Source organism: Streptomyces sp. NPDC028368 (assembly GCF_055565615.1).
Genome location: NZ_JBVHTY010000009.1, coordinates 212,984 through 228,157, shown reverse-complemented (window position 1 = coordinate 228,157; position 15,174 = coordinate 212,984). Strand labels below are relative to the sequence as shown.

Here is a 15,174-nt window from a genome sequence, read left to right as displayed (position 1 = left end):
CCACGTGGTGGCAGCCGCATTTGGTGACAGCGCGGAGGTACGCGCGAATTCATGCATGAAGGAGACTGTCGTGTCGGCGAACAGCTTCGACGCCCGCAGCACGCTGCAGGTGGGCGACGAGTCGTACGAGATCTTCAAGCTGGACAAGGTCGAGGGCTCCGCCCGTCTGCCGTACAGCCTGAAGGTGCTGCTGGAGAACCTGCTCCGCACCGAGGACGGCGCGAACATCACCGCCGACCACATCCGGGCGGTCGGGAGCTGGGACTCCCAGGCCCAGCCCAGCCAGGAGATCCAGTTCACGCCGGCCCGCGTGATCATGCAGGACTTCACTGGCGTGCCCTGTGTCGTGGACCTCGCCACCATGCGTGAGGCCGTCAAGGAGCTCGGCGGCGACGCCGACAAGATCAACCCGCTGGCCCCCGCCGAGCTGGTCATCGACCACTCCGTCATCGCCGACAAGTTCGGTACGAATGACGCGTTCGCGCAGAACGTCGAGCTGGAGTACGGCCGCAACAAGGAGCGCTACCAGTTCCTGCGCTGGGGCCAGACCGCGTTCGACGAGTTCAAGGTCGTCCCCCCGGGCACCGGCATCGTCCACCAGGTCAACATCGAGCACCTTGCCCGTACGGTCATGGTGCGCAACGGCCAGGCCTACCCCGACACCCTCGTCGGCACCGACTCGCACACCACCATGGTCAACGGCCTCGGTGTGCTGGGCTGGGGCGTCGGCGGCATCGAGGCCGAGGCCGCGATGCTCGGCCAGCCGGTCTCGATGCTCATCCCGCGCGTCGTCGGCTTCAAGCTGACCGGCGAGCTGAAGCCCGGTACGACGGCCACCGACCTGGTCCTCACGATCACCGAGATGCTGCGCAAGCACGGCGTCGTCGGCAAGTTCGTCGAGTTCTACGGTGAGGGCGTCTCCGCCACCTCGCTCGCCAACCGCGCCACCATCGGCAACATGTCGCCGGAGTTCGGCTCCACCGCCGCGATCTTCCCGATCGACGACGAGACCCTGAACTACCTCAAGCTCACCGGCCGCTCCGAGCAGCAGGTCGCGCTCGTCGAGGCGTACGCCAAGGAGCAGGGCCTCTGGCTCGACCCGGCCGCCGAGCCCGACTTCTCCGAGAAGCTGGAGCTGGACCTGTCGACGGTCGTCCCGTCGATCGCCGGCCCGAAGCGCCCGCAGGACCGCATCGTCCTGGCCAACGCCGCCGAGCAGTTCAAGCAGGACGTCCGCAACTACGTCGACAGCGTGGACGAGGCGGGCCAGGAGTCCTTCCCGGCCTCCGACTCCCCGGCCGTCCACCCCAACGGCGGCCCGTCGAACCCGGTCACCGTGACCGCCCCCGACGGCTCGACGTACGAGATCGACCACGGTGCGGTGACGGTCGCAGCCATCACCTCCTGCACCAACACCTCGAACCCTTACGTCATGGTCGCCGCCGCGCTGGTCGCGAAGAAGGCCGTGGAGAAGGGCCTGACCCGCAAGCCGTGGGTCAAGACCACCCTCGCCCCGGGCTCCAAGGTCGTCACCGACTACTTCGACAAGGCGGGGCTCACCCCCTACCTCGACAAGGTCGGCTTCAACCTCGTCGGCTACGGCTGCACCACCTGCATCGGTAACTCCGGCCCGCTGCCGGAGGAGGTCTCCAAGGCCGTCAACGACCACGACCTGGCCGTCACCTCGGTGCTCTCCGGCAACCGTAACTTCGAGGGCCGGATCAACCCCGACGTCAAGATGAACTACCTCGCCTCGCCGCCGCTGGTCGTCGCGTACGCCCTCGCCGGTTCGATGAAGGTGGACATCACCAAGGACGCGCTCGGCACCGACCAGGACGGCAAGCCGGTCTACCTGGCCGACATCTGGCCGACCGAGGCCGAGGTCAACGACGTTGTGGCCCACGCCATCGGCGAGGACATGTTCAACAAGTCCTACCAGGACGTCTTCGCGGGCGACGCCCAGTGGCAGGCGCTGCCGGTCCCGACCGGCAACACCTTCGAGTGGGACCCGCAGTCCACCTACGTCCGTAAGCCCCCGTACTTCGAGGGCATGACGATGGAGACGACCCCGGTCGAGGACATCGCCGATGCCCGCGTGCTGGCCAAGCTGGGCGACTCGGTCACCACCGACCACATCTCCCCGGCCGGTGCGATCAAGGCCGACACCCCGGCCGGCAAGTACCTCACCGAGCACGGCGTCGAGCGTCGCGACTTCAACTCCTACGGCTCGCGCCGTGGTAACCACGAGGTCATGATCCGCGGCACCTTCGCCAACATCCGCCTGCGCAACCAGATCGCGCCGGGCACCGAGGGCGGCTTCACCCGCGACTTCACCCAGGACGGCGGGCCGGTCGGCTTCATCTACGACGCCTCGCAGAACTACCAGGCCGCCGGCATCCCGCTGGTCATCCTGGCCGGCAAGGAGTACGGCTCCGGCTCGTCCCGCGACTGGGCCGCCAAGGGCACCGCGCTCCTCGGCGTCAAGGCCGTCATCGCCGAGTCCTACGAGCGCATCCACCGCTCGAACCTCATCGGCATGGGCGTCCTCCCGCTCCAGTTCCCCGAGGGCGCGTCCGCCGAGTCGCTGGGCCTCACCGGCGAGGAGGCCTTCTCCTTCACCGGTGTGACCGAGCTGAACAACGGCACCACCCCGCGCACCGTCAAGGTGACGACGGACACGGGCGTCGAGTTCGACGCGGTCGTCCGTATCGACACCCCCGGTGAGGCGGACTACTACCGCAACGGCGGCATCATGCAGTACGTGCTGCGGTCGCTGATCCGCAAGTAAGCACCACCCAGAGCAGCTACGGGCCGCACTCCCCTCGGAGGGGGTGCGGCCCGTTGGCCGTTTCCAGCGGCCCCTCAGCCGTCGTCCCCCCGTATCAGGACAGCAGTTCCACCTCCGCGAGCCTCGCAGTTGCCCCGTCCCCGGTGGGGGCAAGGCGGTAGTGCGCGTACGGACCCGGGTGGGCGACGGTGAAGACCCTCGTCTGGTGGTCCCAGGTGAAGGTCTCGCCGGCGCGTTTGTCCAGGTCCGTCCATGCCGAACCGTCCTGCGAGCCCTGCAACACCCAGCCGGTGGGGGCCTGTTGGTGCTCGGACGAGGCGAGGGTGTACTGCACGGCGCGGCTTCCGGCGGAGGTCACCGGCAGGTCCGCGGCCGCGCCGACGACGGCGTCCGTATCCGAGGTGTTGTCCAGCAGCGGTGAGCCTCCCGGCACGGTCAGATCGTGTGCGGGGGTGGGGACCTGGTCGCCGTGGGTGAGGGACGTCGGTCCGGCGTTCTTGCCGCTGCCCCAGGCCGAGGGCTTGGGACCCATGGCGAACTCCAGGGTGCCGCCGCGCGAGAGCACCGAGTGGGGCAGGGCGGTGGAATTCCAGGGCTTTCCGTTGACCTTGAGCGCCTGTACGTAGATGTTGCGGGCGTTGTTGCGGGGTGCGCTGATGGTCAGGTCGTGGCCGTTCTCCAGGTGGAGGGTGGCCTTGGTGAAGAGCGGGGAGCCGACCGCGTATTCGCCCTGGCCCATGACCAGGGGATAGAAGCCGAGCGAGCTGAAGATGTACCAGGCGGACATCTCGCCGTTGTCCTCGTCGCCCGGGTAGCCCTGGCCGATTTCGCTGCCGAGGTAAAGGCGGGAGAGCGCCTCACGGACCTTCTGCTGGGTTTTGTAGGGCGCTCCGGTGGCGTCGTAGACATAGGCGATGTGGTGTGCGGGCTGGTTGCTGTGGCCGTACATGCCCATGCGGGTGTCGCGGGCCTCGGTCATTTCGTGGATGACGTCACCGTAGGAGCCGGCGAATTCCTTGGCGGCGGTTTCCGGGGTGGCGAAGTACGCGTCCAGTTTCCGGGCGAGGGCGGAGCGGCCGCCGTAGAGGTTGGCCAGGCCCCGGGTGTCCTGGGGTGCGGTGAAGGCGTAGGTCCAGGCGTTGGTCTCGGTGTAGTCGTTGCCCCAGACGCGGGGGTCGAACGTGCCTGGTGGGAGGCGCCAGTTGCCCTTGGCGTCCTTGCCCTGGAAGAAGCCGACCTTGTCGTCGAAAAGCGTGACGTAGTTCTGGGCGCGCCGCCGGAAGTAGTCCGATTCTTCCTTGTAGCGGTGCTTGTGTGTCTTCTCGTACAGCGCCTTTCCCATGCGCGCGATGCCGAAGTCGTTGAGGTAGCCCTCCAGGGCCCAGGACATGCCCTCGCGGGTGTCGGTGCTCGTATAGCCGAGGAAGGGGGAGGTATTCATGCCTTTGCGGCCGACACCTGGGTGGGGCGGGGCCACGGTGGCGTTTTTGACGGCCGCGGAGTAGGCCGCCTCCGCGTCGAATGTCACGCCCTTGGCGTAGGCATCGGCGAAGGCCACGTCCGAACTCGTACCGGTCATCAGGTCCGCATAGCCGGGGGAGGACCAGCGGGAGATCCAGCCGCCGTCCTTGTACTGCTGGACGAAGCCATTGACCATTTTCCCGGCGCGTTTCGGGGTGAGGAGAGAATAGGCGGGCCAGGTGGTCCGGTAGGTGTCCCAGAAGCCGTTGTTGACGTAGATATCGCCGTCGACGATTTTCGAGCCGGTGCGGGTGGGGGTGTCGGGGCCGGTCTGAGGGGAGAAGGGGCTGGCGTAGCGGGTGCGTGAACCGACCTTCTCGGAGCCGGAGTTGGGGTAGAGGTAGAGGCGGTAGAGGTTGGAGTAGAGGGTGGTGAGCTGGTCCCGGCTCGCGCCCTCGACCTCGACGCGGCCCAGGAGGGCATCCCACTGGGACCGGGCGCGCTGCATGACGGCGGCGAAGGTGGCGTCGGCGGGGATTTCGTGGGACAGGTTGGCCTTGGCCTGGTCCACGCTGATCAGGGAGGTGGCGATGCGCATGGTGACGGTGCGGTCGACGCCGGGTGCGAAGCGGAGATAGCCGGTGACGTCCTTGCCTCCGCCGCCCTCGAGCCTGCCGCCCCCGGTGACCGGTGCGTCGAACACGCCGTAGACGAAGAGCCGGGTCGCGCCGACGGACAGGCCGCTCTTGACGTCGGAGAAGCCGGTGACGACGCCGTGCTCGGTGTCCAGGGACAGGCCGCCCTTGTTGCTGACGTTGTCGAAGATGAGGTTGGCGTCGTTGCCGGGGAAGGTGAACCGCATCAGGGCGGCGTGGTCGGTGGGGGTGATCTCCGTCTTGAGGCCGTTGTCGAAGGTGACGCCGTAATAGTGGGGGCGCGCGGTCTCGTTGGCGTGATGGAAGGGGAGGGCGCGGGCGGTGCGGGAGGCGTTCGGGGTGCCGCCGGCGGTGGAGGGCATGACCTGGAAGGTCTGGCGGTCGCCCATCCAGGGGCTGGGCTCGTGGCTGGCGCTGAAGGCCTGGAGGGTGGGGAGGTTGTCGGCGTTGTTGCGCCGTGCGTACTCATAGAGCCAGTCGGAGGAGCCGGCGTTGGTGACCGGGGTCCAGAAGTTGAAGCCGTTGGGGACGGCGGTGGCGGGGAAGGTGTTGCCGCGCGAGAAGCTGCCGCTGGAGAGGGTGCCGCGGGTGGTGAGGGCGTAATCGGAGAGGTGGGGGAGCCTCTTCTCCGGGGGCTGGGGTGCGAGGGTGAGGTCGTCGAGCCAGCCGCGGAAGGCCGGTGCGGTGCGGGGCGCCTCGGGGGCGTCGTAGGCGATGAGGATGCGGTCGACGGTTTTGCCGGCGGCGACCGCGCCGATGCGCGACTCGCGGTGGTTCCACTGATTGACGTAGAGGGTTTTGGAAGCGCCCTGGCCCTGCGGTGACAGGGGGGCGCCGTGCTGGTCGACGGCGTGCAGGTCGCTGAGGTAGGAGCCGTCGGTGAAGGCCAGGTCCACGGCGACATGGGTCGCGGGATAGGCGAGGTCGGTCGTGGTCATCTGCGGGAAGAGCTTGTAGGAGAGGGACGTTGACGCCGTGACGCGAACGTTGACGTCGAAGAGTTTGTTGTACGAGTAGCCGCGGGCGGGGCCGGTGTGGGTGCCGGCGTAGCGCAGGGCGTGGGTGCCGGTGAATCCTGCGTGCGGCTTGGCGGTGGGGGAGTCGGCGGGGCCGGTGTCGGGCCGGCTCGTCATACCGGGTGTCGCGGAGGTGGCTTCCGGGGTGACGCCGGCGGCCCGGGGTGTGCCGTCGGGGGCGGTCTCGACGGCGTCGGTCCAGGTCGGCGACGGATCGCCGGGTTCGAAGGAGGAGCGGAACTCCGTTGTCCCCGGAGGCGCTTGGGGTGCCGCTGCCTGCGCCGGGCCCTGGAAGGTGATGGCGAGCAGAGCGGCCGCCGCGAGGGCGGCGGGGCGGGTGAATCCCCGCGATGGACGGTGCCGGTGTCTGTGCCGCACGCGAGCCCTCTCAACGTGGTTGACATCGTTGTCAGTTGGATGGCGCTGAGATACGCAGAGATGAGTGGAGATAGGCAGAGATAAGTAAGGGGGGTGGGGGCATTGGTGTCAAGGGTGCCGATGCGGCCGGTGGGTCGTCGTACCGGCCGGGCAACCGACGCGTCGGACAAGAGGGGATCCGCCCTGCATGCCGGAGAGGTCTCAACTAGGGAAAGACGCCGTCCAACCCTGCATTCGATCTTGCCCCTTCGGCCGGAAGTGGACTATACCTGTCGGCATCCGAGCGGCCGGGCGACCGGGCCGTGGATCCGGGAGGGTGCGGGGGAATGGATGATTTCCCCGCGTCTCTCTAGCGCGTATCCCGCGCGTCCGGTGCACATCCCGTACAACTCAGCTTCATCTGACCTGCGGTGCCGGGGTGGCTCCGGTACACCGCCTGAGTCCTGAAGAAGGCGAGGACTTGAGCATGGGATCCACCTCAGAATTCAACCGTCGCGATCTGGTCAAGCGGGCCGCAGCCCTGGGGATCGTCGCCGTACCGGCCATGAGTATGTTGTCGGCGTGTGCCGGCGCCTCCAGCGGAGACGGTGACAAGGTCGCCAAGGGAAAGAAGACGGCGAAGAATCCGCTCGCCGTCAATGAATCCGCGGGGCTTGATGTCGTCATCTTCGACGGTGGATTCGGCGACAAGTACGCCAAGGACGCGCAGGCCGAGTACACCAAGGCGTTCCCCAAGGCCGCCGGCAAGGTCAAGCTCTCCTCGACGCAGAAGATTCAGTCGACGCTGCAGCCGCGCTTCAACGGGGGAAATCCCCCCGATCTCGTCGACAACTCCGGTGCGGAACAGATGGATTTCGGCACCTTGGTCGCCAAGGACCAGCTCAGCGATCTGACGCCGCTCCTGGACGCCCCCTCGGTCGATGACCCGCAGAAGAAGGTGCGCGACACGCTGCGCCCCGGTGTCATCGAGATGGGGCAGTTCGGTGGTAAAGAGACCTGGATCCTGTACTACGCGTACACGGTGTACGGCGTGTGGTACTCCAAGGGGAATCTGCAGAAGCTGGACGCGGAATACCCCGAGACCTGGGACGACATGCTCGCGCTGTGCGCGAAGGCCAAGAAACAGGGCATCGCGGGCTGGACCTATCCGGGCAAGTACCCCTACTACCTGCCCTTCAGCCTGTACCCGATGATCGCCAAGATCGGCGGTGCGGAGGTGCTGCGGCGGATCGACAATCTGGAGCCGAACGCCTGGAAGGACCCGGCGGTCAAGGCGGCATTCGACGCCTATTACGAGCTGTACAAGAAGGGGTACGTCCTCAAGGGCTCGCCGGGGCTGGACCACCTCCAGTCGCAGAAGGCGTGGGCCGACGGCAAGGCGCTGTTCATCCCCAACGGATCGTGGGTGGAGAACGAGTCGGCCAAGCAGATCGCGAAGAACCCGAAATTCGACCTCGCGGTCGGCGCGCCGTCCAGCCTCTCCACCTCGGACAAGCTGCCGTTCGGCGCGATCTGGGCCTCGGGCGGCGAGCCGTACATCGTCCCCAGGAAGGCGAAGAACTCCGAGGGCGGGATGGAACTGCTGCGCGTCATGCTCAGCAAGAAATCCGCGCAGAATTTCATCAAGCAGGTCTCCTCGCTCTGCTCGTTCAACGGCGGCACCGAGGGCATCACGCTCCCGCCGGGTCTGGCCTCGGCAACGGCGGCGCTGCAGAAGGCCGGCTCGAACATCGTCAATCCGCGGCTGCAGGACTGGTATGTGGCCCTGCAGAAGGAGCGGATCGGGGTCGGCGCGCTGGGCGAGATGATGGCCGGCCGGATGACGCCGGACGAGGCCATAAAGAAGATCCAGAAGTACGCGGACGACACCCGCGACGACTCCAGTGTCAAGAAGTACAAGCGCTGACCGATGAGTTCGTGGGGGCATCTCCTGGCGATAGCCGGGGGCGCGTCACGAGCGGCGGCATCCTCCCCACGCTCGGCTTTCCCCCACGCTCGGCTTGGTTCGCGCGGGGGACCCCCACGTGCGGGAGATGCCCCCATGGAGAGAACGGGATCGGTAGTCATGCAGCACGGTAAATACCGTTTCATCGCGGGGTTCCTGGCCGTCCCGCTGGCGATTTATGCGATCTTCGTGATCTCGCCGTTCGTGCAGGCCATCTATTACTCCTTCACGGACTGGACCGGCCTGAGTCCGGACATGCAGATGGTCGGCTTCGACAATTACGTCCGGCTCTTCCACGACGATGTCTTCTGGGCCGCCGTGGGCAACAGCGTGACGCTGCTGCTTCTGCTGCCGGTGGTGACGCTGTCGCTCGGGCTTTTCTTCGCCTTCATGCTCAATGTCGGGGGCCGCCGGCGGAAGAAGGCGGTGATCGGCGGCGTACGGGGCTCGGGCGCGTACAAGATTCTGTATTTCTTCCCGCAGGTGTTGTCCGTCCCGATCGTCGCGCTGCTGTTCCAGTTCGCGTACAACCCGGAGAGCGGCGCGCTCAACGCGTTCTTCAAGGCGATCGGTCTGGACAACGTGCAGCCGGACTGGCTGGGGGACCCGCAGATCGCCCTGTGGTGCGTGATGGGTGCGATGGTGTGGGCCAATGTCGGCTTCTACGTCGTGCTCTTCTCCGCCGGTATGAGCTCCATTCCGAAGGACTTCTACGAGGCCGCGCTGCTGGACGGCGCGAACCGTTTGAACACGTTCTTCCGGATCACCCTGCCGCTGCTGTGGGACACCGTCCAGACCGGCTGGATCTATATGGGCATCCTTGCCCTGGATGTTTCGGCCTTCGCGTTCGTGCAGATCATGAGCGTCGGTCCGGGCGGCCCCGACTATGCGACCGAGGTTCTTCCGCTGTACGTGTACCAGAAGACCTTCCGCGACGGTCAGGCCGGATACGCGACCGCGATCGGCGTTTCCCTGCTGCTGGTGACCCTCATCTTCTCGGCCATTGTGATGCGGCTGGGACGACGTGAGCGACTGGAGTTCTGATGAGTGCGCAGACGGATCCCGCGGAGCTGCCGGGCGTCACGAAGGAGATGCCGCCCGCCGGTCCCGCCGAGCCGCCCCGCGGTAGGAAGACCCGCGGCGGAAGCAGTGAGGGCGGGGTCCTCAATGTCTTTTCGCACGGCGTCCTGGTGATCTGGGGTCTGCTGGTCACCATGCCGCTGCTGTGGGCGGTGGTCAGCTCCTTCAAGGACGACACCGAGATCTTCGGCTCGCCCTGGGGACTCCCGGCGGTCCTGCATTTCGACAACTGGGCCCGCGCCTGGGACAAGGCGAACATGGGCCAGTACTTCCTCAACTCGCTCATCGTGGTGGGGGGTTCGCTGATCGGCACGATGCTGCTCGGGTCGATGGCGGCGTATGTGCTGGCCCGCTTCGATTTCCCCGGAAACCGCTTTCTGTACTTCCTGTTCGTGGGCGGCATGGGCTTCCCGGTCATCCTGGCGCTGGTCCCGCTGTTCTTCGTCATGAAGAACATGACGCTGCTGGACACGTACCACGGACTGATCCTGATCTATATCGCCTATTCGCTGCCGTTCACGGTGTTCTTCCTCAGCGGCTTCTTCAAAACGCTGCCGACATCGGTGGCGGAGGCCGCGCTCATCGACGGGGCCTCGCACACCCGCACCTTTTTCCAGGTGATGCTGCCGATGGCGAAGCCCGGCCTGATCAGCGTCGGGATCTTCAACTTCCTGGGGCAGTGGAACCAGTACCTGCTGCCGACCGTGCTCAACGTCGGCGACCCGGACAAGAAGATGCTGACCCAGGGGCTGGTGGCGCTGGCGGTGAGCCAGGGGTACAAGGGGGACTGGTCGGGGCTCTTCGCCGGCCTGACGATCGCGATGCTGCCGGTGCTCGCGGCCTACATCATCTTCCAGCGGCAGGTGGTGGCCGGTCTGACGGCCGGGGCGCTCAAATAGCGGCCGCGCGTCACTGGGGCCTCCCGCCGGTTCGCCGCGGGAGGCCCCGGGCATTCCCCACGTATATCCGCTTGATCTCTTGGCCGCTCAAGGACTTGACGGGAGGCGGCCCAGACGCGTCAGCTTAGATTCACATGTTGGAGACAGTGCTGGGCCCCGCTGGCGTGGCCCGGCGCGGCGGGCGGTCGTCGTGCTGTTCGCCCCAGGCGGGAGTGGATGAGTCGATGGAGACTCCGGGGTCGCAGTCCTCGCTGCACCGGGCCAATCTGGAGCGGGTCGTACGGGCGGTGCGTATGGCGGGCTCACTCACCCAGGCGGAGATCGCCCGGAGCACGGGGCTGTCCGCGGCCACCGTGTCCAACATCGTTCGCGAGTTGAAGGACGGCGGGACCGTCGAGGTGACCCCCACCTCCGCGGGCGGCCGGCGGGCGCGCAGCGTCTCCCTTTCGGGCGACGCGGGCATCGTCGTGGGCGTCGACTTCGGGCACTCCCATCTGCGGGTGGCGGTCGGAAACCTGGCTCACCAGGTGCTCGCCGAGGAGGCCGAGCCGATCGATGTGGACGCCTCCGCGGCCGAGGGCTTCGACCGGGCCGAGCGGCTGGTCAACCGGTTGATCAAGGCGACCGGGATCGACGCCGGCAAGGTCATCGGCGTCGGCCTGGGCGTGCCGGGCCCCATCGATGTCGAATCCGGGACCCTGGGGTCGACCGCGATTCTGCCGGGCTGGTCCGGTACGAACCCCAGCGAGGAGCTGTCCGGCCGCCTCGGCGTGCCCGTATACGTCGACAACGACGCCAACCTGGGCGCGCTGGGCGAGCTGGTGTGGGGCGGTGGCCGGGGTGCCGCCGATCTGGCGTACATCAAGGTGGCCAGCGGTGTCGGCGCGGGCCTGGTGATCAGCGGGCAGATCTACCGCGGGCCGGGCGGCACCGCCGGCGAGATCGGGCACATCACGCTGGACGAGTCCGGACCCGTGTGCCGCTGCGGCAACCGCGGCTGTCTGGAGACCTTCACCGCCGCCCGGTACGTCCTCCCGCTGCTGCAGCCCAGCCATGGCGCGGATCTGACCATGGCGCGGGTGGTGCAGCTGGCGCGTGAAGGCGATCCCGGCTGTCGACGGGTGATCGCGGACGTAGGCCGTTATATCGGTAGTGGTGTGGCGAATCTGTGCAATCTGCTCAATCCGAGCAGGGTGGTGCTCGGTGGCGATCTCGCGGAGGCCGGTGAGCTGGTGCTGGCGCCGATCAGGGAGTCGGTATCGCGGTACGCAATTCCCAGCGCGGCACGGCAGTTGGGGATCGTTCCCGGCACTCTCGGCGGCCGCGCCGAGGTGCTGGGCGCGCTCGCGCTGGTGCTGAGCGAGATGGGCGATTCGACCCTGCTCGACGGCGTGCAGAGCGTGGACGCACCCGCCCTGGCGTGAGAGCGCTGCGTTCACACAGCTAACGCATGGCACCGTTGTCATCTCGTTAAGAATTTACTCCTTGACGGTGGGCTGGCGGCCGAGTTGACTTCCAGCCACCTCGGCCGCAACGACGCGGCCACGTCAGGGAGGCAACCCCAATGAACGTTTGGACGCGTCGCGTCGTTATAGGCACCGCCGCCGTCTCGATGGCACTCTCCGTGGCCGCCTGCGGCAAGGCCGGTGACGGCGCCAAGGCAGGCGGCGGTGACGGCAAGACCATCGGTCTGCTGCTGCCGGAGAACAAGACCACCCGTTACGAGACCTTCGACCGCCCGCTGATCGAGGCGAAGATCAATGCGCTGTGCAGCGACTGCAAGGTGCAGTACAACAACGCGTCACAGGACACCGAGAACCAGAAGAAGCAGTTCGACGCGCTGATCACCCAGGGCGTGAAGGTGATCATTCTGGACTCGGTCGACTACAAGGCCACCAAGTCCTGGGTGAACCAAGCCGCCAAGAAGGGCGTCAAGGTCGTCGCGTACGACCGGCTGGCCGAGGGCAACATCTCCGCCTACGTCTCCTACGACAACGAGAAGATCGGCCGCCTCCAGGGCCAGGCGCTGGTCAAGGCGCTCGGCGACAAGGCCAAGGACAGCAATGTCGTCATGATCAACGGCTCGCCCACCGACCCGAACATGCCGTTCTTCAAGAAGGGCGCCCACAGCGTCCTCGACAAGCAGGTCAAGAAGATCAGCTACGAGCAGGACATCCCGGACTGGTCGCCCGACGAGGCCAACAAGAAGATGGGCGCGGCCATCGACTCGCTCGGCAAGGACGGCTTCCAGGGCGTCTACTCCGGCAACGACGGCATGGCCGGCGGCATCATCACCGCCCTCAAGCAGCAGGGCGTCAAGGTCCCGGTCGGCGGCCAGGACGCCGAGCTCGCGGGCCTGCAGCGGATCCTCAAGGGCGACCAGGCGTTCACCATCTACAAGCAGATCAAGCCGCAGGCCGACTCCACGGCCGAGATCGCGGTCAAGCTGCTCAAGGGCGAGAAGATCGGCTCCCTGACGGACACCAAGGTCGACAGCCTCAGCGGCGAGGTCAAGGGCATCCCGGCCAAGCTCTACGACGCCCAGATCGTGACCAAGGACAACATCGCGTCCACGATCATCAAGGACAAGGTCTACAAGGCGAGCCAGATCTGCACCGGCGACGTCAAGAAGGCCTGCGAAGCGGCCGGCATCAAGTAAAGGCCCCCCGGCCCCCGGCCCCGGCCCGCGCCGCCCCGTCCTTGGCGCGGGCCGTTCACACCCCCACTTCGCAGAGCCCCGCGCTCTTCGCACCACCATCCCCGCCGTTGTGACGGCGGCGAAGGAGATGATTCACGTGTCCGCTACGCCTGTGCTGGCGTTGCGCGGAATCTCCAAGCGGTTCGGCGCCGTCCAGGCACTCACGGACGTCACCCTGGAGATCCACCCCGGTGAGGTGGTCGCCCTCGTGGGCGACAACGGCGCCGGCAAGTCCACCCTGGTCAAGACCATCTCGGGTGTTCACCCGGTCGACGACGGTGCCATCGAGTGGGAGGGCAGGGCGGTACGCATCAACAAGCCGCACGACGCCCAGGAACTCGGCGTCGCGACCGTCTACCAGGACCTCGCGCTGTGCGACAACCTCGACGTCGTCGCCAACCTCTACCTCGGCAACGAGATCCGCAGCGCCGGTGTTCTCGACGAGATCGCGATGGAAAAGCGCGCCAAGGAGCTGCTGGACACCCTGTCCATCCGCATCCCCAGCGTGCGTATCCCCGTCGCCGCGCTCTCCGGCGGTCAGCGGCAGGTCGTCGCCATCGCCCGCGCGCTGATCGGTGACCCGAAGGTCGTCATCCTCGACGAGCCCACCGCGGCCCTCGGCGTCGAGCAGACCGCCCAGGTCCTCGACCTCGTCGAGCGGCTGCGCGAGCGCGAGCTCGGCGTCATCCTCATCAGCCACAACATGGCCGATGTGCAGGCCGTCGCGGACCGGGTCGCGGTGCTGCGGCTGGGCCGCAACAACGGTGTCTTCGACGTCGACGGCACCTCCCACGAAGAAATCGTCGCCGCCATCACCGGCGCCTCGGACAACGCCGTCACCCGCCGCAAGGCACGTACGGACCAGGTGAAGAAGGAGGTCGGAGCATGAGTGACCTCACCAAGGGGCCCGCGGCCGAGAAGTCCGGGGCCGAGAAGCCCGTGGCCGAGAAGGGTGCGGCCGAGGAGTCCGGGGCCGTGCAGACCGAGGCAGTGAAGACCGAGACCGCCCCGGCCGCCGTCGACCCCCGCCTGCTCGTCCGCGAGCAGGGCTTCACGGGCTATCTCAACGACTTCAAGCGCCGGGTGCGCGGCGGTGAGCTGGGCTCGCTGCCGGTCGTCATCGGCCTGATCGTGATCGCGATCGTCTTCCAGCTCAAGAACAGCAGCTTCCTGTCCGCCGACAGCCTCGCCAACATCGGTGTCTACACCTCGGGCCTCGGCATCATGGCCGTCGGCATCGTCTTCGTCCTGCTGCTCGGTGAGATCGATCTCTCGGTCGGCTCGGTGGCGGGCGTCGGCGCGGCCGTCTGGGCCGTGCTCAGCGTCACCCACGGCGTCAACGATTACCTCGCGGTCCTGATCGCCGTCGGCGCCGGCATCGCCATCGGCGCCCTGCACGGGTTCTTTTTCGCCAAGGTCGGCGTGCCCGCCTTCGTCGTCACCCTGGCCGGTTTCCTCGGCTGGAGCGGCCTGCAGATCTGGATGATGGGCAAGGAAGGCTCCATCAACACGCCCAGCGGCAGCCTGGTGGAGAACCTCACCGGCTACTACTTCGAGGACAAGGCAGCCGCCTACGGCCTCGCGCTGATCGCGGTCCTCGCCTACGCCGGCTCGCTGCTGCTGGACAGCAAGCGCCGTAAGACCGCCGCGCTGCCGTCGCGGCCGCTCAGCGAGATCCTGCTGCGCACCGGCGTGGTCGCGGTGATGGCCTTCGTCGTCGCCTACGTCCTCAACGAGCCGGCCGGCGCCCGTGGCCTGCCGCTGGCCCTGGTGCTGTTCCTCGCGGTCCTGGTCATCGCGGACTTCGTGGTGCGCCGTACGACCTACGGACGCCAGATCTTCGCGGTCGGCGGCAACGCCGAGGCGGCCCGCCGGGCAGGCATCAACGTCAACAAGATCCGGATCAGCGTCTTCGCGATCTCCGGGATGCTCGCGGCCTTCGGCGGACTGTTCATCGCCAGCCTCTCCGGTGGCGCCACGAAGAACCTCGGCTCCGGAAACACGCTGATGAACGTCATCGCGGCGGCCGTCATCGGCGGTACCAGCCTCTTCGGCGGCCGTGGCAAGATCTGGTCCGCGCTGCTGGGCATGCTGGTCATCCAGGCGATCCAGCAGGGGCTGAACCTGCTCGGCATGGCCAGCGAGATCCAGTACATGATCACCGGCGCGGTCCTGCTCGCCGCCGTGGTGATCGACTCGGTCTCCCGCCGTACCCAAAAGACCGCAGGGCGCACCTGAGGACCGGGTAGCTCT

Annotated in this window: 9 protein-coding genes; 8 read left to right on the top strand and 1 reads right to left on the bottom strand. The window is 67.2% G+C overall.

All coding sequences use genetic code 11. From position 1 onward, the window contains the following. Positions 1-70 precede the first annotated feature (70 nt). Positions 71-2,788, top strand: a complete 2,718-nt coding sequence (gene acnA, locus ACZ4S3_RS22430) for an aconitate hydratase AcnA (protein WP_467936839.1) — start codon at positions 71-73, stop codon at positions 2,786-2,788. Positions 2,789-2,882: 94 nt separating this feature from the next. Here acnA and ACZ4S3_RS22425 read toward each other — a convergent pair whose 3' ends face one another. Continuing rightward, positions 2,883-6,299: a GH92 family glycosyl hydrolase gene (locus tag ACZ4S3_RS22425; RefSeq protein WP_467936837.1), complete on the bottom strand. Its 3,417-nt coding sequence runs from the start codon at positions 6,297-6,299 to the stop codon at positions 2,883-2,885. 466 nt (positions 6,300-6,765) lie between these two features. On the opposite strand from ACZ4S3_RS22425, the gene ngcE reads away from it, so the two are divergent. The 7 genes from ngcE (at position 6,766) to ACZ4S3_RS22390 (ending at position 15,159) form a co-directional block, all read left to right on the top strand. Next, on the top strand, positions 6,766-8,205 hold the full coding sequence (ngcE, locus tag ACZ4S3_RS22420; protein ID WP_467936835.1) for an N-acetylglucosamine/diacetylchitobiose ABC transporter substrate-binding protein: 1,440 nt from the start codon (positions 6,766-6,768) through the stop codon (positions 8,203-8,205). A gap of 159 nt (positions 8,206-8,364) precedes the next feature. After that, the gene (locus ACZ4S3_RS22415) at positions 8,365-9,288 is read left to right on the top strand and encodes a carbohydrate ABC transporter permease (protein WP_467936833.1); all 924 of its coding nucleotides are present in this window, start codon (positions 8,365-8,367) and stop codon (positions 9,286-9,288) included. Further along, entirely contained in the window at positions 9,288-10,223 is a 936-nt protein-coding gene (locus tag ACZ4S3_RS22410) for a carbohydrate ABC transporter permease (RefSeq protein ID WP_467936832.1), read from the top strand. Before ACZ4S3_RS22415 ends, ACZ4S3_RS22410 begins: the two co-directional genes overlap by 1 nt. A gap of 224 nt (positions 10,224-10,447) precedes the next feature. Beyond that, positions 10,448-11,647 (top strand): ROK family transcriptional regulator, encoded by a 1,200-nt coding sequence (locus ACZ4S3_RS22405; protein ID WP_467936830.1) that lies wholly within the window; start codon positions 10,448-10,450, stop codon positions 11,645-11,647. A 140-nt stretch (positions 11,648-11,787) separates the two neighbouring features. Then, on the top strand, positions 11,788-12,882 hold the full coding sequence (locus tag ACZ4S3_RS22400) for a substrate-binding domain-containing protein (protein WP_467936828.1): 1,095 nt from the start codon (positions 11,788-11,790) through the stop codon (positions 12,880-12,882). Positions 12,883-13,009: 127 nt separating this feature from the next. Further along, complete coding sequence (locus ACZ4S3_RS22395; protein WP_467936826.1) at positions 13,010-13,810, top strand: ATP-binding cassette domain-containing protein; 801 nt, start codon at positions 13,010-13,012, stop codon at positions 13,808-13,810. Further along, complete coding sequence (locus tag ACZ4S3_RS22390; protein WP_467936824.1) at positions 13,807-15,159, top strand: sugar ABC transporter permease; 1,353 nt, start codon at positions 13,807-13,809, stop codon at positions 15,157-15,159. The genes ACZ4S3_RS22395 and ACZ4S3_RS22390 overlap by 4 nt, the downstream gene beginning before the upstream one ends. Positions 15,160-15,174: the final 15 nt, after the last annotated feature.